This is a genomic window from Embleya sp. L77, from assembly GCF_055557415.1.
In genome coordinates this window covers 5,801,356-5,820,413 of sequence record NZ_CM145709.1, presented here as the reverse complement: position 1 = coordinate 5,820,413, position 19,058 = coordinate 5,801,356, and the positions used below count along the sequence as shown (strand labels likewise).

The window sequence follows — 19,058 nt, the reverse complement described above, 5'->3', positions numbered from 1 at the left end:
CCGCGACCAGGGAGAGGAAGGCGTCGGTGGACTTCAGCTACGACGCACGGACCGAGGAACTGCGCGAGCGACTGCTCGCGTTCATGGCCGAGCACGTGTACCCCGCCGAAGCCGTGTTCACCGAGCAGGTGGCCGAGCCGGGTGCGGATCCGTGGGGCCGGCCGCCGGTGATCGAGGAACTCAAGGTCGAGGCCCGCAAACGCGGCCTGTGGAACCTGTTCCTGCCGGGCGCCGAGGGCGCGGGTCTGACCAATCTCCGGTACGCGCCGCTGGCCGAGATCGCCGGCCGCAGTCCACACCTGGGCCCGGAGGCGCTCAACTGCGCCGCGCCCGACACCGGCAACATGGAGCTGCTGCACGACTTCGGCACGCCCGAGCAGCAGGAGCGGTGGCTGAAGCCGCTGCTGGAGGGCACCATCCGCTCGGCGTTCTGCATGACCGAGCCCGACGTCGCCTCCTCCGACGCCACCAACATCACCACGCGCATCGTCCGCGACGGCGACGAGTACGTTATCGACGGCCGCAAGTGGTGGTCCTCCGGGGCGATGGCGCCCACCTGCGAGATCCTGGTCGTGATGGGCAAGACCGACCCGGACGCGCCGCGCCACCGCCGGCAGAGCATGATCCTGGTGCCGCGCGACACCCCGGGCGTGCGGATCCGCCGCGGGATGCACGTCTTCGGCTACACCGACGGGCCGCACGGCGGCCACGCCGAGGTGGTCTTCGACAACGTACGGGTGCCCGCCGCGAACCTGGTCGGCAACGCCGGCGACGGCTTCGCCATCGCCCAGGCCCGGCTGGGCCCCGGCCGGATCCACCACTGCATGCGGCTGATCGGGATGGCCGAGCGCGGCCTGGAGCTGATGTGCCGCCGGGTGGTCGCCCGCGAGGCGTTCGGCGGGCCGCTCGCCGATCAGGGCGTGATCCAGGAATGGATCGCCGAATCCCGGGTGCGCATCGAGCAGTTGCGCCTGCTCGTGCTCAAGACCGCGTGGCTGATGGACACCGTCGGCAACCGCGGCGCGCACCGCGAGATCCAGTCGATCAAGATCGCCACGCCGCTCACCGTCGAGTGGATCCTGGACAAGGCCATCCAGGCGCACGGCGCGGGCGGCCTGTCCCAGGACTTCGTGCTCGCGTCGTTGTGGACCCACGCCCGCACGCTGCGTCTGGCCGACGGCCCGGACGAGGTACACCGCCGTTCGCTCGCCCACCGCGAGCTCAAGTCCTACCGAGAGGCAGCCGCCCAGTGAGCGACTCGTCCCGTCCCGTAGCCATCGTCACCGGCGCGAGCCGAGGCATCGGCCTGGGCATCGCCCAGGCCCTGGTCGCGCGCGGCGACCGGGTCTGCGTGACCGCGCGCGGCGCGGACACGCTCGCCGAGGTGGTCGCCTCGCTCGGCGGCCCCGAACATGCGATCGGCGTCGCCGGCAAGGCGCACGACCCGGTCCACCAGGACGCCGCGGTGACCGCGACCCTGGAGGCGTTCGGCCGGATCGACATGCTGGTCAACAACGCCGGCATCAACCCGGTGTACGGCCCGCTGGTGGAACTCGACCTGGACGCGGGGCGCAAGATCCTGGAGGTCAACCTGCTCGCCGCGCTCGCCTGGACCCAGCGCGTGCACAAGGCGTGGCTGGGCGAGCACGGCGGCGCGATCGTCAACGTGTCCTCGCTCGCCGGCGCGCGGCCCGCGCACGGAATCGGCTTCTACGGCGTCAGCAAGGCCGCGCTGACCCACCTGACCGCCCAGCTCGCGAGCGAACTCGGGCCGCGGGTGAGGGTGAACGCGGTGGCCCCGGCCGTGGTCAAGACGGTCTTCGCGACGGCGCTGTACGAGGGCCGCGAGGAAGAGGTCGCGGCGGCGTACCCGATGGCCCGGCTCGGCGTACCCGAGGACGTGGCCGGCGCGGTGGCGTTCCTGCTGTCCGAGCAGGCGAGTTGGATCACCGGCCAGACACTGCTGGTCGACGGCGGCGTGAGCCTGTCCGGCGGTGTCGGATGACCACGCTCACCGGCGCCAATGTGGTGATCACCGGCTCCGGTGCCGGGATCGGCGCGGCGCTGGCCCGGCGCTTCGCCGCCGACGGGGCACGGGTGGTGGTCAACGACCTGGACGCGGACGCGTGCCGCGCGGTCGCCGCCGAGATCGACGGGATCGCGCTGCCCGGCGACGCGGCGGGCGAGGAGGGCGTCGCGGCGCTGATCACCGGTGCCCGCAAGGCGCTCGGCGGCGAGATCGACATCTACTGCGCCAACGCCGGCATCGGCGAGGGCATGGGCCTGGACGCCTCCGAGGATGCCTGGGGCCGCTCGTGGGACGTCAACGTGATGGCGCACGTGCGCGCGGCGCGGCTGCTCACCCCGGCCTGGCTGGCCCGGGGCCGCGGCCACCTGGTCACCACGGTCTCCGCCGCCGGCGTGCTCACCATGCTGGACGCGTCGGCGTACTCGGTCACCAAGCACGCGGCGTACGCGTTCGCCGAGTGGATGGCGATCACCTACGGCGCCAAGGGCATCACGGTCCAGGCGGTCTGCCCGCAGGGCGTACGCACGCGGCTGCTCGGCGCGACCGGGGAGGCCGCCCGGGTGATTCTCGACGACGGCGCGATCGAGCCGGCGGAGGTCGCCGACGTGGTCGCCGAGGCGGTCACGAACGGCACGCCGTTCCTGGTCCTGCCGCATCCCGAGGTGGCCCGGATGTACGCGGCCCGGGCCGCCGATCCGGACCGCTGGCTGGCCGGAATGCGCAAACTCCAGACCCGTCTGGAGTTTGCGAAGGAGGGCCGAGCGCAGGAAGGCTGACCACCCGGTCCGAGCCGGCGCCGCCGTGCCGCCGGCTCGGACCGGCGCGACGCAGCCGCCGCAGCCGAAGGAGTCGCAGGTGCCGGTGAACGAGATCGAGACGGTGCTCGAGCCGGTGCCCTCCGCCGCGCTCGGGACGACCCTGATGCACGAGCACATCTTCGTGCTGACTCCGGACAGCCAGGCCAACTGGTCCTCGGACTGGGACGAGAAGGCCCGGGTCGCGGACGCGGTCGAGCGGTTGCGAGCGCTGCGCGCGGCCGGTGTGACGTGCTGAACGACGTGCTTCCGGCGCTGCGGGCGCACGGCGTGCCCGAAGAGGAATTGACCACGATGCTGGTGGACAATCCGCGCCGGTGGTTCGAACGGGCGTGACGCGGGCGTCGATCGTGGACCCGGGCGCCGAAGTGGAGCTTCGGCGCCCGGGCGGCCGTCCCGGCTACGGCGTCCTCGTTCGAGGAGCCCCCCTCCGCGGTGTCCTCATCCGCGGCGCAGCGCGGCCAACTGCTCGGCGAACGGGACCACTTCCTCGTATTCCGCAGCGGGCACGGATGCCGCCCGAGGCAGTCCGGCCGCCAGGTCGGCGAGTTCGCCGCCCGCGCGGGCGATCCTCGCGGCCAGGTCGTCGCCGCCGGACCCCGCCGCCGCGCCCCAGTCGTCGGTCGCCGCGTACACCGAGGTCGGTACGACCGTGGCCCGCAGGTAGGCGAACAGCGGGCGCAGCGCGTGCTCCAGGGCCAGCGAGTGCCGCGCGGTACCGCCGGTCGCCGCGATCAGCACCGGCTTCCCGGCGAGCGCGGTGTTGTCCAGCACGTCGAAGAAGGACTTGAACAGCCCGCTGTAGGAGGCGGTGAAGATCGGCGTGACCGCGATCAGGGCATCGGCGCGGGTGACCGTCTCGATCGCGGCGCGCAGGCCCGGCGGCGGGAAGCCGGTGACCAGGTTGTGTGCGATGTCCACCGCGACGTCGCGCAGTTCGACCGTGTGCACGTCGACCTCGACGCCCCGATCGACCAGCTGTCGTCGGGCCGCCTCGGCCAGTCGGTCGCCGAGCATGCGGGTGGACGAGGGCTTGCCCAGTCCGGCCGAAACGACCACGAGCTTGACCGGTTGCGCCATGGTGACCTCTTCTTCCTTTCTCTCGCGGGTACGGCCGGTCAGAGCGCCGGCGCGCCCTCGTTCGCCGCGGCCTGTGCCGCCGTCTCGTCCCGCCGGGCAACCAGCGCCGCGTGGGTCGGGCCCGCGGGCACATCGGCTCCGCGTCGGGCCGCGAACTCCTCGCGCAGCACCGGGAGTACCTCCTCGCCGAGCAGGTCGAGCTGCTCCAGCACGGTCTTCAACGGGAGTCCCGCGTGGTCCATCAGGAACAACTGGCGCTGGTAGTCGCCGAACGAGTCGCGGAAGGTCAGCGTCTTGTCGATGACCTCCTGCGGGCTGCCCACGGTCAGCGGCGTCTGGTCGGTGAACTCCTCCAGCGACGGACCGTGGCCGTACACCGGCGCGTTGTCGAAGTAGGGACGGAACTCGCGCACCGCGTCCTGCGAGTTCTTGCGCATGAACACCTGTCCGCCGACGCCGACGATGGCCTGCTCGCGCGTGCCGTGGCCGTAGTGCTCGAAGCGGTCGCGGTAGAGGTTGATCAGCCGGATGAAGTGGTCCCGGGGCCAGAAGATGTTGTTGGCGAAGAATCCGTCGCCGTAGTAGGCGGCCTGTTCGGCGATCTCGGGGCTGCGGATCGAGCCGTGCCACACGAACGGCGGGACGCCGTCCAGCGGTCGCGGGGTCGAGGTGAAGCCCTGGAGCGGGGTCCGGAACCGGCCCTCCCAGTTCACCACGTCGTTGCGCCACAGCTCGTGCAGGAGCGCGTAGTTCTCGATCGCCAGCGGGATGCCCTGGCGGATGTCCTGGCCGAACCACGGGTAGACCGGCCCGGTGTTGCCGCGGCCCATCATCAGGTCCACCCGGCCGTCGGCCAGGTGCTGGAGCATCGCGTAGTCCTCGGCGATCTTCACCGGGTCGTTCGTGGTGATCAGCGTGGTGGACGTGGAGAGGATGATCCGCTCGGTCCGCGCGGCGACGTAGCCGAGCAACGTGGTCGGCGACGAGGGCACGAACGGCGGGTTGTGGTGCTCTCCGGTCGCGAACACGTCCAGGCCGACCTCCTCGGCCTTGAGCGCGATCGCCACCATCGCCTTGATCCGCTCGTGCTCGGTGGGCTCCCGACCGGTGGTGGGGTCAACGGTGACGTCTCCGACGGTGAAGATCCCGAACTGCACGATGATCACTCTCTCAGTAGTTGAACTCTCAATCACCTACTAAAGCGAGATCCCGAAGGAGCTATTCCCGAAGCACACGCAAGGCGCGGCGCGGGGGTCGCGAGGCGGGCCGGGCAGAGCCGAGGCGCGAGGTTGCCGCCCGAGACCCGGGGCTTGGCGGCCTGGGAGGCGGGGGCGGGCGCGGTGATCAGGCCCGGCGTGCCGGCGCCTAGTCGCGCAGGATGCGGAGGCTTACTGCCAGTTCTGCTTCGGTCACCCGGCCGGCTGTTTCCGCGTCGCCGGCTCGGATTGCCGCGACCATGGCTGCGTGGGCGTCGGCGCCCGGGTCCGCCGATGCGCCCCGCAGGCCCTTCTCGTCCATCACCGCGAGCAGGTCGAGCAGGCCCGGTCGCATGGTCACCTGGAAGACCGCGAACAGGTCGGTGAGCACCTCGTTGTGCGCCGCCGCGACGATGCTCGCGTGGAAGGCGATGTCCGCGTCGATGTACGCCGCGTCGTCGCCGAGCGCGGCGGCCCGCGCGGCCAGGCCCGCGTCCAGCGCGGCGAGGTCCTCGTCGGTACGCCGCTGCGCGGCCAACATCGCGGCTCGCACCTCGATCAGGTTGCGCACCTCGTAGACCTCGACCGCCGAGGCTCGCCGCAGCCGTGCGGGCAGGTCCTCGGCCGGCTCGGTGGCGATCACGAAGACGCCGGACCCCTGCCGGGACTCGACCAGACCCGCTCCCGCCAGCGCGCGGATCGCCTCGCGGACGGTCGAGCGGCCGATGCCCAGTTCCCTGCCGAGCGCCACCTCGCCGGGCAGCTTGGTGCCCACCGGCCAGCGCCCGGCGGCGATCTGGTCCCGAAGCCGTTCGGCCGCCTGGCCGACCAGCGGGCTGCGGCGCAGGGGGCCGAACGTCATCGTGTCGTCACCTTCACGTCTCAGGTTGTCCGACGAGCTGCACGAAGCCTAGTGCCGCGGAAGCACGCCCACCCCCTCCCGCTCCCCCGCACGCGCCCGGTTCACCGCCGACACCGTCGCCTGCACCGAGGCGGCCAGGATCGAGGTGTCGATCCCGACGCCCCACCGGGTGACCCCGTCGACCCGGCACTCCACGTACGACGCCGCCTGCCGGTCCCCACCACCACCGCCGGCGCCGGCCACCGCACCCGCCCCGATCGAGTGCTCGACGTAGTCCAGGATCTCGACCCGCATCCCCGCCGCGTCGAACGCCGAGGTCAGCGCGGACAGCGGCCCGTTCCCCTCGCCGACCACCGGACGCCCGCCGGCCGGGTCGGTCAATGTCCCGGTGAACACGTGCCGGCCTGGTGCGGCCTCCTCCGCCCGCCACCCGGTGACGTCGATCGGCGAGCGCCGGTCCAGGTACTCCCGCCCGAACAGCTCGCCCAGTTCGGCCGCGGTGATCTCCTCGCCGCTGTCGTCGGTGGCCTCCTGGACCACCCGGGAGAACTCGATCTGGAGCCGGCGCGGCAGATCCAGACCGTGCGCGCTCTGCATCAGATGGGCGATGCCGCCCTTGCCGGACTGGCTGTTGACCCGAATCACCGCCTCGTAGTCGCGGCCCACGTCGGCCGGGTCGATCGGCAGATACGGCACGTCCCACGGCGCCTGCGTCACGGACCGCCCCAGCCGCTCGGCCTGGCGCGCATGCTGCGCGAAGCCCTTCTTGATCGCGTCCTGGTGGGTGCCGGAGAACGCGGTGTAGACCAGGTCGCCGCCGTAGGGGTGGCGGGCGTGCACGTCGATCCGGTTCGCGTATTCGACGGTGCGCCGGATCTCGTCGATGTCGGAGAAGTCGATCATCGGATCCACGCCCTGCGTGTACAGGTTCAGCGCGAGCGTGACCAGGTCCACGTTGCCGGTGCGTTCGCCGTTGCCGAACAGGCAGCCCTCGACCCGTTGCGCCCCGGCCAGCAGCGCCAGTTCGGCGCAGGCGACCCCGGTACCGCGATCGTTGTGCGGATGCACGGACAGGATCACCGCGTCCCGGCGGGCCAGATGGCGGTGCATGTACTCGATCTGGTCGGCGTACACGTTCGGCGTGGCGATCTCGACCGTGGCCGGCAGGTTGTGGATCACCGGCCGGTCCGGGCTCGCGTCCCACAGCTCGGTGACGCTGTCGCACACCTCCAGGACGTAGTCGGGTTCGGTCAGGTTGAACACCTCGGGCGAGAACTCGAAGCGGATGTCCGCCCCCGGCCGCGCATCCGCGCCGCGGGCGACGTCCTTCGCGCCGGCCAGGATCAGGCCGTGCAGCGCGTCCCGGTCGTGCCCGAGCACGACGTCGCGCCAGGTCGGTGCGGTGGCGGTGTACATGTGCACGACGGCGTGCGGCAGGCCCTCGATGGATTGATGAGTACGTTCGATCAGGTCGGTGCGGGCCGCGGTGAAGACCACGATCGTCACGTCGTCCGGGACCGCATCGCTCTCGGCCAGGTGCCGGACGAAGTCGTAGTCGGCGCGGCTCGCCGACGGGTAGCCGACCTCGATCTCCTTGAAGCCCATCGCCACCAGCAGGTCGAACATCCGCCGCTTGCGGGCCGGGTCCATCGGCTCGGCCAGCGCCTGATTGCCGTCTCGCAGGTCCACCGGGACCCACAGCGGGGCCTGTTCGATCCGCCGAGTCGGCCAGGTTCGGGTATTCGGGTCGATCTCGACCCGAACCCGCTCGTGCGCCGGGCGGTAGCGGTGATGCGGCATCGCGCTCGAACGTTGCCGGTTCCAGTGCGGTCGGCCGTCGGGGATGGGGCCGGCCGGGGTGCGCAGGGTGGGGAAGGTGCCGTCGCTCATGGTGCGGAGTCGTCCTCGCCGTTCGAAGGGTTCGACCGGCAGCACCGAACCCCGCGGCGGGGTGCCGGTCGGATCAGACCCCGCCGCGGCGGCCGAGAAGGAGGGCGCGCAGCTTCATGGGCGCCGACGCTAGCACAACTTGTCTGACAACCTGATGCCTCAGTCGGTACGGCTGCCCACCGAGCCGATCCGGCGAGTACCGCTCGGGGCGCGTGGCCGGAAACCGACGACAAAAAACTGACGACGGACAGCGCCGCACCCGGGGCGGTGTCGCGCAACGAAAGGAGGCGCCGGCCCGGTTACCCGGGGGCGCCTCCCCTATGCCGACCGCGTGGAGTCGGGATGTTCAGAGGTTGCTCAGCTTCGCGTAGGGACGGCAGATCCGCTCCTGACGCGACCCGAAATCGACAGTGACCGCGATGTCCTCTTCGACACCGACGATCCGACCGAGTCCGTACTGATCGTGCGTCACTCGTGCACCGAGGTCGAAATCCTCGATGATGGGAGCGACCGGGACATTGAAGGGACTGGTGGGCAGAATGCGCCGGGTCACGGCTGACGTCGTCATCCCCATCAGTATGCTCCTGTCGGGTGACGCGCGGGGCGTTCGGGGGCGGTATAGGCGAAGCCGTAACCGGAAAGTGTCCCCACGATATGGCGGTCCGAATCCCGTATGCGCCCCTCGAAGCCGACCGAAATGCCCCTCGCCCGCCTCTGCCGCAGGTCACGCGGGATCCGGCTCGGACCGGGTTGCGCACCCTGTGCGAACAACGCCCCGGCAGACCCGATTGGGCCGATCGGGCGACGTCCGAACACATCGCCGACGCCCGCTCGAAGCACCCTTCGTGTACCGCCACCGCGGTCACGACGGGGCCGCGACCGGGCACCGGGGCGGCCCCGGGCCGCCCGTTCCGACCGCTGCCCGCCGATAGGGTCGCGGCATGAGCGACAGCACCGCCCCGGTGGACATCGAGCTGGTCAGGCCGCCCGAAATCCTGCTTGCGCACGAGGAGGTAAGGGTCTTCCACGGCGGCATCCTGCGCACACCGGCCGGTCTGTACACCACGATCGGCCTGGAGACCCTGGCCCGACCCGCCGGTCCGCGGCCGCCCGCGCCGCCGCTGTTCGGGCAGTACGGGGTGTCGGTGACCCGCTCGGGCGACCGGTTCGCCTACTCGGCGCTGGCCACGACGCTGTCGGCCGGGCCGATCCGGTTCACCTCCTGTCTGTTCGGCCACGTCCCGGACGGGGATCTCGTCCTGGACGTGGTGTTGCCGACCATCCCGCGCCGCCTGGTGTTGCGCTTCGACTCCGAGCGCCACGACGGCACCGGATTGGCACTGGTCACCCCACCCGCGATCGTGCACACCCAGGCGGGTGTGACGCTGTGGCACGCGGGGGTGTTGGCCACCGACGCCGGTCGGCTCACGCACGTGGAGGCGACCTCCGCGGACGACCGCGCGCTGGGCGGCGCCAAGTGGGACGTCGAGCACAAGCCGTTGACGGTGGCCTGGGACGACCCGACGCCGGCCCGCGAGGCGCACCAGCGGGGGCGGGACTTCGTCAGCACGGACAGCTGGATCGCCGCACCCCACGCGCGCGGCACGCTGTCCTGCGGACCGCTGGACCTGGCGCGGGAGTTCTGACCGACGCCGGCCCGCCCCGGGTGGGCGGGCCGGCGGCCGGCCTCACCGAGCCGATCCCAGGCCACGATCGGCGGCCGAACCGGCGAGCATGAGCGTGGTCTCCTCGATCCGGCGGAACCGGCCGTCCGGCGCGAACTCGCCGAACAGGTACACCTCCATCTCCACCGTGGAACCGTCCGTCTTGCACACCTCGACGGTGTGCCGGTCGGCGTATCGCGATCCGTCGGACAGTTCCTCGTGCAGCCGGATCCCACCGCCGACCACGATCGAGCGCAGGTGCGCGATGTGCTCGACGAAGCCCGCGCGATCCGCCCAGACGCCGTCGGTGCGCTGGCGGTAGTCCGGCGCGAAATGCCGGTCGATCGCGGTGTCGAGGTCCAACTCGGGACGGAACAGGATGTCGGTGAGGGCGGGAACGATTGCGGTTCGAGACATGGCGGGGCGACTCCGATCGAAATGGTCTTCCGAAGTGATGCGTGCGCTGCGCACGCTTTTGACGATAGCCCATATGCGTGCGCAGCGCACGCTATTCTGGGGACATGGAACATTCGACGGGACACGAGGTGGCCGACGCGCTCGGTCGCCTGCTTCGCCGCAGCACCCGCGCCAACCTGTACGCGAGCCTGACCGAGGGCCTGGGGCCGGCCGTGGACGACGTGACCTATCCCGTGCTCAGCGGCCTGGCCCGGACCGGCCCGTGCAGCGCCGCGGACCTGGCCGGCGAGATCGGGCTCGACCGGTCCGGCGTCAGCCGCCGCGCCTCCCGCCTGGAGGACGCCGGCCTGGTCCGCCGTGAACCCGACCCCGAGGACCGCCGGGCCGTACTGCTCGCCCTGACCGACGCGGGTGCGGACTGCGTGCGCGAACTGCGCGAGCGGCTTGCCGCGCGACTGGAGGCCACACTCGCGCAGTGGCCGGCCGACGAGGCGCGGATCTTCGCCCGCGGCTTGCGCCGGTTCGTCGAGGACGGGCCGTTCACGGAGGCGTAGCGCCATGAGGCGGTAGGCGCCGCTTTGCCAATCCTTGGCTTTACAGCCGTATAGCGACGGCCTATGTTTACATTCGTAAGCACACAGTCGTTAAATCAGGGGGTACCTCGTGAGCAGCCCGGAAACCCGATCGGCCGGCGCCGACCCCGCCGAAGCTCTCGAAGCCGCGGGCCATCCGCGCCGATGGGCCGCGCTGCTCGTGCTCAGTTCGACGCTGGTCGCGGTGACGCTGGACAACTCGGTGCTCAACACCGCGCTGCCGTCGTTGGCGAAGGGGCTGGACGCGTCGACGTCGGATCTGCAATGGATCACCGACGCCTACACGCTGGTCTTCGCCGCCCTGCTGCTCCTCGCCGGCAGCCTGGGCGCCCGGTTCGGCGCCCGCCGCGCGCTGCTCGGCGGCCTCGCGCTCTTCGGCGCCGGATCGGCCGTCGCGGCGGTGTCCTCGACCGTGGCCGAACTCATCGCCTGGCGGGCGGTGATGGGCCTGGGAGCGGCGTTCGTGATGCCCGCGACGCTGGCCATCATCATCCGGATGTTCCCGCCGGTCGAGCGGCCCAAGGCGTTCGCCGTCTGGTCGGCCGCGGCCGGCGTGGGTGTGCTGATCGGCCCGGTCACCGGTGGCGCGCTGCTGATGCACTTCTCCTGGTCCAGCGCGTTCTGGATCAACGTCCCGCTCGTGCTCGCCGCGCTCGTCGGCATCCTGCGGATCGTGCCGAGCATCCCGCGCCAGGGCACCGCCCGACTCGACCTGCCCGCCGCCGTGTTGTCCATCGCCGGCCTGGGCACCCTGGTCGACGCGATCATCGAGGCACCCGAGCGCGGCTGGACCGCGCCGGTCACCCTCGTCGAGCTGGGCGCATTCGTGCTGTTCACCGCGGTGTTCGTGGCCTGGGAGCTGCGCCGCGACGAACCGATGGTGCAGGTCCGCCTGTTCGCCAACCGGGGCTTCGTGCTCGCCGCCGCGACGCTGACCGTGACCTTCTTCGCGCTCTTCGGCACGCTGTTCGTGCTCTCCCAGTACTTCCAGCTCGTGCACGGATACAGCCCGCTCGAAGCCGGCCTCTCCGCAATGCCGTTCGCCGTGGCGATGGCCGCGATGTCCGGGCTGTCGCCGGTGGTCACCGCCCGACTGGGCATCCGCGGCACGCTCACCGTCGGACTCGGCGCGATCGCGGTCGGCCTGTCCGTACTCGGTCTGACCACCGACAGCAGCACCCCGTTCGTCGCCCTGGCCGGGGAAATGGCCCTGGTCGGCGCCGGGATGGGGATGATGATGGCCCCGGCGAGCATGGAGATCACCGCGTCGGTGCCGGTGCGCTTCTCCGCGATGGCGGGTGCGCTCAACAGCGTGGTGCGCGAACTCGGCGGTGTGCTGGGCATCGCGGTGGTCGGCACCCTGGTATCCGCGCACTACCGCGGCGAGATGGCCGACCGACACCTGACCGGCCCCGCCGCGGTCGCCGAACACGACCTGCCCAGCGCGCACGCCGTGGCCGAGCACCTGTCCCCCGAGGCCGCCGACCGGCTCACCTCGGCCGCCGACCACGCCTTCACCACCGCGATGAACAACGGCGCCCTGGTGGCCGCGGCGGTCGCCGCGATCGGCGCGATCGTGGTCGCCTTCGGCCTCCCGCGCCGGGCGGGCAGCACCCCGGTCGCCGCCGGGCAGCCCACCGAATCGGCCGACAACCGGGCGGTACAGGCTGCCTGAGGGAGCATCACGTCCATGCACGGCGACCGGCACCCCGGTCGCCGTGCACCCGCCGTTCGGCGAACCGTCGTCGACACACCCGAGGAGGCACCATGCCCGCCGGCGCCGCTTCCACGCCTCGTACGCTGACGACCATGGACGACGATCAGGGGCCGAACCGCCGACGCAACCGCCGCGGCCAGGGCGCGCTTCTGCGCGACGACATCCTCGCCGCGGCGACCGCACTCATCGAACGCGACGGACACTCCGGCGATGTGACGCTGCGCCGGATCGCGCGCGAGGCCGCGATCACCGCGCCTTCGATCTACGCGCACTTCAACGATCTCGACGACATCCTGGACACCGTGCTCAACGGCTACTTCGACGAGTTGCAGGCGGCCATCGCGGCCGCCGCCGCCGAGGAGACCGAGGCGGATCGTTCGCTGCTCGCGGGTTGTCGCGCGTACGCCCGCTTCGCGATGGAGCGCCCCGGCCGCTATCGCGCGCTGTTCCACCGGATGCGCCCGGCCGCCGCCGATCCGGCCGAGCCGGCTCCGCCGCCGGCCGAGCTGCCCAGTCGCATGGACGTCTTCCAGACCCTGATCGACGCGATCGCCGCCACGGCGGCGGCCGGCCGCTCGACCGGCACCGATCCGTTCGAGGACGCGCTGGCCGTGTGGGCCGCGATGCACGGCGCGATCCTGCTGCGGATGACCGCGCCCGTCTTCGACTGGCCGCCGCTGACCGACTTCATCGACACGCTGGTCATCCGTACCGCCCGACTGACCTCGGCGGGCTGACCTCGCCGGGCCGGCCCGGAGGGCCGCTGTGCGAGGTCCGCCGCTCGGCGGCCGACCGGTATGTCCGCTCTCGCGGGCGTCACCCGGTCCGGGCGTGCCATCCCGGGCCCCGGCATGGAAGGGTGTCCCCACGGATCGAATCCAGTTCGAGAGCAGGAACGCACCATGGCTGACGAGACACCCGCGAACGAGACACCCGAGGAGACGGTCGTCGAGGCCACCGAGCCCGAGACGCCCGAGGACGAGACCAAGCGCAAGTTCCGCGAGGCACTCGCCCGCAAGCGCGGCACCAAGACCGACGGCACCGGCGAGGGTCCCGGCGGCGACGGGTCGAAGATCCACGGTGCGCACGGGCCCGCCGCGCAGCAGCGCTCGTTCCGCCGCAAGAGCGGCTGAGTCCCAGCGCCCTGCGCACCGATTCGCATCACCGGATCGGACCAGCGAGGGACTGCCTTCGCCGGGTTACCGGGCAGTAGGATCGCGAGATCTCGTGGCATGCCTCCTGCCCGCCCGGCGAAGGGTCCCCCCGTGTTCGATTACGACGTTCTGGTCATCGGTTCGGGTTTCGGCGGTTCGGTCGCGGCGTTGCGGCTGACCGAGAAGGGCTACCGGGTCGGTGTCCTGGAGGCCGGACGGCGCTTCGCCGACGCCGACTTCCCCAAGACCTCCTGGCAGTTGCGCGACTTCCTGTGGGCACCGGCCCTGGGCCTGACCGGCATCCAGCGCATCCACGTGCTCAAGGACGTGGTGGTGCTGGCCGGGGCGGGCGTGGGCGGCGGTTCGCTGAACTACGCGAACACGCTCTACGAGCCGCCGCAGCCGTTCTTCGACGACCCGCAGTGGGGTCGCATCACCGACTGGCACGCCGAACTCGCACCGTTCTACGCCCAGGCCAAGCGCATGCTGGGCGTGGTGACGAACCCGCACATGACGCCCGCCGACGAGCACATGAAGGCCGTCGCCGAGGACATGGGCGTGGGCGACACGTTCCACCTCGCGCCGGTCGGCGTGTTGTTCCCCGAGGACGGTCAGCGGCCCGGCGAGGACGTGGCCGACCCGTTCTTCGGCGGGGTCGGGCCGCGCCGCACCACGTGCACCGAATGCGGCTCGTGCATGACCGGTTGCCGGGTCGGCGCGAAGAACACGCTGCTCAAGAACTACCTGTACCTGGCCGAACGGGCGGGCGCCGAGGTGCACGCGGAGCGCACGGTGCGCCGGGTCCGGCCGCTGGGTCCGGGCCGGCACCCGGACGGGTCCATCGGCGGCTACGCGGTGGAGACCGTACACAGCGGGCCCGCGACGGCGCCGCGTACGCCGCGCACCTGGACCGCCGAGCAGGTGGTGTTCGCCGCCGGCACGCTGGGCACGCAGCGGCTCCTGCACCGGATGGCGGCCGAGGGTACGCTGCCGCACCTGTCCGGCACGCTCGGCCGGCTGACCCGGACCAACTCCGAGGCGCTGGTCGGCGCGGTCGCCCCCAGGACCGGGGTGATCGACGCGACGCGCGGGGTGGCCATCACGTCCTCGTGGCACCCGGACGCGGACACCCACATCGAACCGGTCCGCTACGGCAAGGGCTCCAACGCGATGGGGCTGTTGCAGACCCTGCTCACCGACGGCGACCGACCCCGGGTCCGCCAACTCCTGCGCCAGTCGTTGCGCGACCCGGCCAAGCTGCGGCTGCTGAACGTGCGCAACTGGTCCGAGCGGGCGATCATCGCGCTGGTGATGCAGTCCCGGGACAACTCGCTGACCGTGTACCGCAAGCGCGGCCTGTTCGGCCGGACCCGGATCACCACCCGGCAGGGCCACGGCGAGCCCAACCCGAACTGGATCCCGGCCGGTCACGAGGCCGTCCGGCGGATCGCGCAGCGGCTCGGCGGAGTGGCCGGCGGCACCTGGGGCGATCTGGCCAACGTGCCGATGACCGCGCACATCCTGGGCGGCTGCGTGATCGGCGACTCGGCCGAGACCGGGGTGGTCGACCCGTACCAGCGGGTGTACGGCCACCCGGGACTGCACGTCCTGGACGGTGCGGCGGTCAGCGCGAACCTGGGCGTCAACCCGTCCCTGACCATCACCGCCCAGGCGGAACGCGCGACGGCCCTGTGGCCGAACCGTGGAGAGCCCGACGCCCGCCCGGAGTTGGGCTCGGCCTACCGGCGAATCCCCCACACCGCACCGGTGGCGCCGGTGGTCCCGGCGGACGCGCCGGGGGCGTTGCGCCTGCCGATCGTGGAGGTACGGTCGGGCCCGCGGGCGGAGGACTGACAGCGGTCGGGGTCGGCGGTCGGCGGAACGGGTCTCGTGGGTGGAGCCCCGTCGCCAACCACCGTCGGATCGGCTGCCGCAGGGTGCGGTCGGGTCGCGAGCCCGCAGGGCGGATGCGGTGCCGGCCGGTGTGGCCCCGCAGCCGCCCGGACACGCCCCTAGACGCGTGCCGCGCGGGCCTCCGCTGCCCAGTGCTTTGCGCCCCAGGTGTCGGCGATTTCGGCGGCACGGTCGAAGTGTTCGTTCGCTTCCGCCTCCAGGCCCAGGAAGCGGGCCAGTTCGCCCAGGGTGTGGGCCGGTGGCCGGATCGCCAGGGACAGCCCCGCGCACGCCGGCGCCGCGTCGCGCAGCGGGAGCAGGGTCGGGTAGAGCGCGGCGGCCTCGTCGTGTTCGCCCAGCGCCACCACCGCCGCCGCGCGCAGGACGGACATCGGGGTGTGGAAGAAGTCGCGGCGGATCGGCTCGATCACCGACCGGATCTCCCGCGCCTGTTCGATCCGGCCGTCGGCGGCCACCGCAAGCGCACACAGGTCGGCCACGAACGGCCCGAAGCCGGCCAGGATCTCCGGTGCCTCCGGCGCGAGTTCGCCGATCCGGCCGCGGCCGAGCAGGATCGTGGCGAGGGCGAGCCGGCGCAGGCCGTACGCATGCAGCGAACCCTGCGCGATCATCGGCTCGGTGGCCCGGATGTAGCGCTCCTCGGCCTCCTCGTAGCGGCCGTCGATGTGCGCGAGGGCCGCGAGCGCGACGGCCCCGACGCCGATCGCGTCCGGCATCCGGTACGCCTCGGCGATTGCCGCGCTCTCGTCCACCAACCGGCGCACGACGGCCGGATCGTTTTGGTCGGCCGCGGCGGTGGCCAGGTTGTACCGGCCGTACCAGCGGTACTCCGGCAGGTCGAACTCGTCCGCGATCCGGGCCAGTTCGACGGAGACAGCGGCCCGGGCGGGTGCGTCCGGCAGGCTGTCCAGGTTGCCGGTGAGCGTGGTCAGGGTGAGGGCCCGCAGATCGGGATCGCCCAGGTCGGCCGCGAGCGCGACGGCCTCCTCGGCCGCCGCGCCCGGGCTCGGTTCGACGTCCTCTCCCCTGAGTTCGCCGGCGTAGCCGACCAGCAGCCGGCATCGGGTTTGCGGGTCGAGGTCGGTCCGCGCGATCAGCCGGCGCAGCGCCGCCGCCACGCCGAGGTCCAGGCTGCCGTACGGCCGGCTCTGCCACGGCGTGGGCACCGTCCACGCGGTGAACGCGGCGATCGTCAGGTCGTCGCGGTGTGCCGACTCGGCCGCTTCGAAAGCGCGTTGCCGGGTCTGCCGGGCCGCCGCGACGTCGCCGGCGCGGACCTGGGCGCGCAGCAGCCGGCCGAACAGGTCGGCCCGCCGGCCGTCCCGGTCGCCGGCGGTGTCGGCGGGAATCCGGTCCAGGCATTCCAGTGCGCGGGCGAGCAGGTCGACGGCCGTGTCGTGGGCGAAGCGGCGCTCGGCCAACTCGGCTGCGGAGATGCAGACTTCGACGGCCCGAGCCGCGGTGCCGGCGGTCGCCGCGTTGCCGTAGTGGTAGGCCAGCGCCGATACGTCCCCGGTGCCGAGCCGTTCCAGGGCGGCGGCGATTCGGGTGTGCATCCGGGTGCGGCGCAGCCCGCTCAGGTCGGCGACCATCGTGTCGCGGACCAGTGCGTGCACGAACCGCACCCGACCGGGGGCCGGTTCGGTGAGCAGGCCGGCGATCAGGCCGGCGTCCAGCGCGTCGAGCACACCGCCCTCATCGACCTCGGCCGCGTCCACCAGCACGTCCACGTCCACCTCGCGGCCCGCGACCGAGGCCAGCCGCAGCACCGCGACGGCCGGGTCGGGCAGCCGGGCCAGGCGCCGGCGCAGCACGTCCCGGACCCCCTCGGGCACGTCGGAGAGCGCGACCAGGGCCCCTTCGCTGTCCAGCAGGCGGGCGCTCTCCCGGATGTAGAACGGGTTGCCGCCGGTGCGTTCGGCCAGCGCGGTGATCGTCGCGGGGTCGACGGGCGTCTGCGACACGGCGTCCACGACCCGGGCCACGGCGGCCTCCGGCAGGCCGGTCAGCGCGAGCCGGACCGGCGATCGACGGGCCAGGCCGGCCAGGGTCTCGGTGAGCCGGCCGTCCACCTCGTCGGGACGGTACGCGGCGACCACGAACACCGGCGCACCCGCGGCGTCGCCGTCGGCCGCGGCGGCGAGCAGGGCCAGCGTCTCGGCGTCGGCCCGGTGCAGGTCGTCCAGCAGGACGGCAAGCGGTCGGCGCCGGGCACCGGCCGCGAGCCAGGACCAGACCGCACGGTGCAGCCGGAACCGGCCCGCCGCGGTGTCCGGTCCGGGTCCCTCGGCCGCGTCGTCGCCCAGCAGCGGCGCGAGTGCGGCGGCCGACTCGGGCGGCGGCGGCACGACCTCGGCGATCGACCGCAGCGCCTCCACCCACGCCCAGGCGGGCGGCGCGCCGTCCACCTCGGGACAGCGCCCGGTGGCCACGAGCAGCCCGGCCCGCTCCAGTTCGCCGCTCAGCCGGCCGAGCAGCGCGGACTTGCCCAATCCGGCCTCGCCGGTGACCAGCGCGACCCGCAGGCCGGCCGAAGCGACCTGGTCGGCCGCGCCCAGCAGCGCGGCGAGTTCGTCGTCTCGCCCGACGAACAGCTCGCCGGGGCCGCCGGGTTGCGGGTGGGAGTGGGTGTCGGCGACGGGGATCGGGCCCACCCGCGGCGCCGCGGCCGGGTCCGGCACGCCGTCGGCCCCCTGCCGGCCGGCGCGGGCATCGGGCGGGTCACCCCCACGATCGGCCCGGCCCGACGCACCGCCGCCGGCGTCACCGGCCGCCTCGCCGGCCGCAGGCCGGTCGGCGCCGGCTGCCGCGGCCACCGGCCCCGTCGCCGCGCGGAGCACGTGCATGTGTCGGCCCAGGATCGCCGCCTCCACCTCGGTGAGGGCGGGACCGGGGTCCAGGCCGACGTCGGCCGCCAGTACCGCGCGGGCCCGGCGCAGCGTGGCCAGCGCGTCCGCCTGGCGGTTGTCCGCCCACAGCGCCAGTGCGTGCAGGCGCCAGCCCTCCTCGCGCAGCGGCGCCTCGCGGGTGAGCCGTTCGGCATCCGCCGCCGCGCCCGCCGCGGCGCCCGAGCGCAGGCCGGCGGCGATGTGCAATTCGCGTGCGCTCAATTGCAGTTCACTCAGCCGGGCGGCCTCCGCGAGGGCCCACGGCTCGTCCGAGGCGGCGGCGAACGCCGGGCCGCGCCACAGCGCCAGTGCCGCTTCGACCAGGGTCCGCGCCCGGGCCGGGTCGGTCTCGGCCCGCTCCCGCGCGCTCCGGAGCAGCCCTTCGAAGCGCCACGCGTCCACCGCGTCGTCCGGCAGCCGCAGCGCGTAGCCGGGCGCCGCGCTGACCAGGATCGTGGCCGGGGCCCGCCGCGGCCGACCCGGTTCGAGCAGACGACGCAGGTTGGACACGTACGCCTGGAGGGAGGTGATGGCCTGGGCGGGCGGTTCGCCGCGCCACAGGTCCTCGATCATCCGGTCGATCGACACGACCCGCCCGCGGGCGGCCACCAGGAGCGCGAGTACGGCGCGCTGGCGCGGACCACCCAGTGGGACGGTCACATCGTGCACTTCGGCCTCGAACGGGCCGAGCACGCGCAGGTACACCATCTCTCCCCCTTCACCCGACCCGGTTCACCCGACCCGGTTCGCGCGGCCCGTCGTCGGCGAGCCGCTCGCCGGACAACCCCGCCGGGCGGCTCCATGTTCCTTCCAGGATTCCTCCAAGACGCCGGCACCAG

The 19,058-nt window shown here is 72.8% G+C and carries 18 protein-coding genes; 11 read left to right on the top strand and 7 right to left on the bottom strand.

The features are described from left to right. Positions 1 to 26: 26 nt before the first annotated feature. The 5 genes from ACZOOI_RS24900 to ACZOOI_RS24880 all read left to right on the top strand — a co-directional run bounded on the left by ACZOOI_RS24900 (position 27) and on the right by ACZOOI_RS24880 (position 3,180). A complete protein-coding gene (locus ACZOOI_RS24900; RefSeq protein WP_465277912.1) occupies positions 27 to 1,253 on the top strand; it encodes an acyl-CoA dehydrogenase family protein in 1,227 nt (408 codons plus the stop codon). Next, positions 1,250 to 2,005: an SDR family oxidoreductase gene (locus ACZOOI_RS24895; RefSeq protein ID WP_465277911.1), complete on the top strand. Its 756-nt coding sequence runs from the start codon at positions 1,250 to 1,252 to the stop codon at positions 2,003 to 2,005. The genes ACZOOI_RS24900 and ACZOOI_RS24895 overlap by 4 nt, the downstream gene beginning before the upstream one ends. Continuing rightward, on the top strand, positions 2,002 to 2,805 hold the full coding sequence (locus ACZOOI_RS24890; protein ID WP_465277910.1) for an SDR family oxidoreductase: 804 nt from the start codon (positions 2,002 to 2,004) through the stop codon (positions 2,803 to 2,805). The genes ACZOOI_RS24895 and ACZOOI_RS24890 overlap by 4 nt, the downstream gene beginning before the upstream one ends. Before the next feature lie 79 nt (positions 2,806 to 2,884). Then, complete coding sequence (locus ACZOOI_RS24885; RefSeq protein ID WP_465277909.1) at positions 2,885 to 3,082, top strand: phosphotriesterase family protein; 198 nt, start codon at positions 2,885 to 2,887, stop codon at positions 3,080 to 3,082. Then, entirely contained in the window at positions 3,076 to 3,180 is a 105-nt protein-coding gene (locus ACZOOI_RS24880; protein WP_465277908.1) for a phosphotriesterase family protein, read from the top strand. Before ACZOOI_RS24885 ends, ACZOOI_RS24880 begins: the two co-directional genes overlap by 7 nt. 105 nt (positions 3,181 to 3,285) lie before the next feature. Here the strand turns inward: ACZOOI_RS24880 and ACZOOI_RS24875 are convergent, their stop codons facing one another. The 5 genes from ACZOOI_RS24875 to ACZOOI_RS24855 form a co-directional block, all read right to left on the bottom strand. After that, the gene (locus tag ACZOOI_RS24875) at positions 3,286 to 3,924 is read right to left on the bottom strand and encodes an FMN reductase (protein WP_465277907.1); all 639 of its coding nucleotides are present in this window, start codon (positions 3,922 to 3,924) and stop codon (positions 3,286 to 3,288) included. 38 nt (positions 3,925 to 3,962) lie between these two features. Next, the gene (locus ACZOOI_RS24870) at positions 3,963 to 5,081 is read right to left on the bottom strand and encodes an LLM class flavin-dependent oxidoreductase (RefSeq protein WP_465277906.1); all 1,119 of its coding nucleotides are present in this window, start codon (positions 5,079 to 5,081) and stop codon (positions 3,963 to 3,965) included. A gap of 208 nt (positions 5,082 to 5,289) precedes the next feature. After that, positions 5,290 to 5,982: a FadR/GntR family transcriptional regulator gene (locus tag ACZOOI_RS24865; RefSeq protein ID WP_465277905.1), complete on the bottom strand. Its 693-nt coding sequence runs from the start codon at positions 5,980 to 5,982 to the stop codon at positions 5,290 to 5,292. A 48-nt stretch (positions 5,983 to 6,030) separates the two neighbouring features. Beyond that, the gene (leuA, locus tag ACZOOI_RS24860) at positions 6,031 to 7,872 is read right to left on the bottom strand and encodes a 2-isopropylmalate synthase (protein ID WP_465277904.1); all 1,842 of its coding nucleotides are present in this window, start codon (positions 7,870 to 7,872) and stop codon (positions 6,031 to 6,033) included. 346 nt (positions 7,873 to 8,218) lie between these two features. Continuing rightward, positions 8,219 to 8,440 carry a hypothetical protein gene (locus tag ACZOOI_RS24855; RefSeq protein ID WP_391587705.1) on the bottom strand — a complete coding sequence of 74 codons (222 nt, stop codon included), beginning with the start codon at positions 8,438 to 8,440 and terminating at the stop codon, positions 8,219 to 8,221. Positions 8,441 to 8,813: 373 nt separating this feature from the next. On the opposite strand from ACZOOI_RS24855, the gene ACZOOI_RS24850 reads away from it, so the two are divergent. Further along, positions 8,814 to 9,518, top strand: coding sequence for a hypothetical protein (locus tag ACZOOI_RS24850; protein ID WP_465277903.1), 705 nt, complete (start codon positions 8,814 to 8,816; stop codon positions 9,516 to 9,518). Positions 9,519 to 9,560: 42 nt separating this feature from the next. On the opposite strand, the gene ACZOOI_RS24845 is transcribed toward ACZOOI_RS24850, so the two are convergent. Next, complete coding sequence (locus ACZOOI_RS24845; RefSeq protein ID WP_465277902.1) at positions 9,561 to 9,953, bottom strand: nuclear transport factor 2 family protein; 393 nt, start codon at positions 9,951 to 9,953, stop codon at positions 9,561 to 9,563. Between the two features lie 104 nt (positions 9,954 to 10,057). Here ACZOOI_RS24845 and ACZOOI_RS24840 point away from each other — a divergent pair, with 104 nt between their 5' ends. The 5 genes from ACZOOI_RS24840 to ACZOOI_RS24820 all read left to right on the top strand — a co-directional run bounded on the left by ACZOOI_RS24840 (position 10,058) and on the right by ACZOOI_RS24820 (position 15,271). Then, positions 10,058 to 10,507: a MarR family winged helix-turn-helix transcriptional regulator gene (locus tag ACZOOI_RS24840; RefSeq protein WP_465277901.1), complete on the top strand. Its 450-nt coding sequence runs from the start codon at positions 10,058 to 10,060 to the stop codon at positions 10,505 to 10,507. A 109-nt stretch (positions 10,508 to 10,616) separates the two neighbouring features. After that, positions 10,617 to 12,221, top strand: a complete 1,605-nt coding sequence (locus ACZOOI_RS24835; RefSeq protein ID WP_465277900.1) for a DHA2 family efflux MFS transporter permease subunit — start codon at positions 10,617 to 10,619, stop codon at positions 12,219 to 12,221. Between the two features lie 134 nt (positions 12,222 to 12,355). Then, entirely contained in the window at positions 12,356 to 13,000 is a 645-nt protein-coding gene (locus ACZOOI_RS24830) for a TetR/AcrR family transcriptional regulator (protein WP_465277899.1), read from the top strand. Between the two features lie 165 nt (positions 13,001 to 13,165). After that, entirely contained in the window at positions 13,166 to 13,396 is a 231-nt protein-coding gene (locus ACZOOI_RS24825) for a DUF5302 domain-containing protein (protein WP_020553912.1), read from the top strand. A 99-nt stretch (positions 13,397 to 13,495) separates the two neighbouring features. Then, positions 13,496 to 15,271 (top strand): GMC oxidoreductase, encoded by a 1,776-nt coding sequence (locus tag ACZOOI_RS24820; RefSeq protein WP_465277898.1) that lies wholly within the window; start codon positions 13,496 to 13,498, stop codon positions 15,269 to 15,271. 158 nt (positions 15,272 to 15,429) lie between these two features. Here the strand turns inward: ACZOOI_RS24820 and ACZOOI_RS24815 are convergent, their stop codons facing one another. Further along, on the bottom strand, positions 15,430 to 18,927 hold the full coding sequence (locus ACZOOI_RS24815) for a BTAD domain-containing putative transcriptional regulator (RefSeq protein WP_465277897.1): 3,498 nt from the start codon (positions 18,925 to 18,927) through the stop codon (positions 15,430 to 15,432). Positions 18,928 to 19,058: the final 131 nt, after the last annotated feature.

Bases quoted from the DNA above. Each gene is read 5' to 3' on its own strand.
- ACZOOI_RS24890 (WP_465277910.1), top strand. From the start codon at position 2,002: ATGACCACGCTCACCGGCGCCAATGTGGTGATCACCGGCTCCGGTGCC.
- ACZOOI_RS24875 (WP_465277907.1), bottom strand. From the start codon at position 3,924: ATGGCGCAACCGGTCAAGCTCGTGGTCGTTTCGGCCGGACTGGGCAAG.
- ACZOOI_RS24865 (WP_465277905.1), bottom strand. From the start codon at position 5,982: ATGACGTTCGGCCCCCTGCGCCGCAGCCCGCTGGTCGGCCAGGCGGCC.
- leuA (WP_465277904.1), bottom strand. From the start codon at position 7,872: ATGAGCGACGGCACCTTCCCCACCCTGCGCACCCCGGCCGGCCCCATC.
- ACZOOI_RS24855 (WP_391587705.1), bottom strand. From the start codon at position 8,440: ATGACGACGTCAGCCGTGACCCGGCGCATTCTGCCCACCAGTCCCTTC.
- ACZOOI_RS24850 (WP_465277903.1), top strand. From the start codon at position 8,814: ATGAGCGACAGCACCGCCCCGGTGGACATCGAGCTGGTCAGGCCGCCC.
- ACZOOI_RS24845 (WP_465277902.1), bottom strand. From the start codon at position 9,953: ATGTCTCGAACCGCAATCGTTCCCGCCCTCACCGACATCCTGTTCCGT.
- ACZOOI_RS24840 (WP_465277901.1), top strand. From the start codon at position 10,058: ATGGAACATTCGACGGGACACGAGGTGGCCGACGCGCTCGGTCGCCTG.
- ACZOOI_RS24830 (WP_465277899.1), top strand. From the start codon at position 12,356: ATGGACGACGATCAGGGGCCGAACCGCCGACGCAACCGCCGCGGCCAG.
- ACZOOI_RS24825 (WP_020553912.1), top strand. From the start codon at position 13,166: ATGGCTGACGAGACACCCGCGAACGAGACACCCGAGGAGACGGTCGTC.
- ACZOOI_RS24820 (WP_465277898.1), top strand. From the start codon at position 13,496: ATGCCTCCTGCCCGCCCGGCGAAGGGTCCCCCCGTGTTCGATTACGAC.
- ACZOOI_RS24815 (WP_465277897.1), bottom strand. From the start codon at position 18,927: ATGGTGTACCTGCGCGTGCTCGGCCCGTTCGAGGCCGAAGTGCACGAT.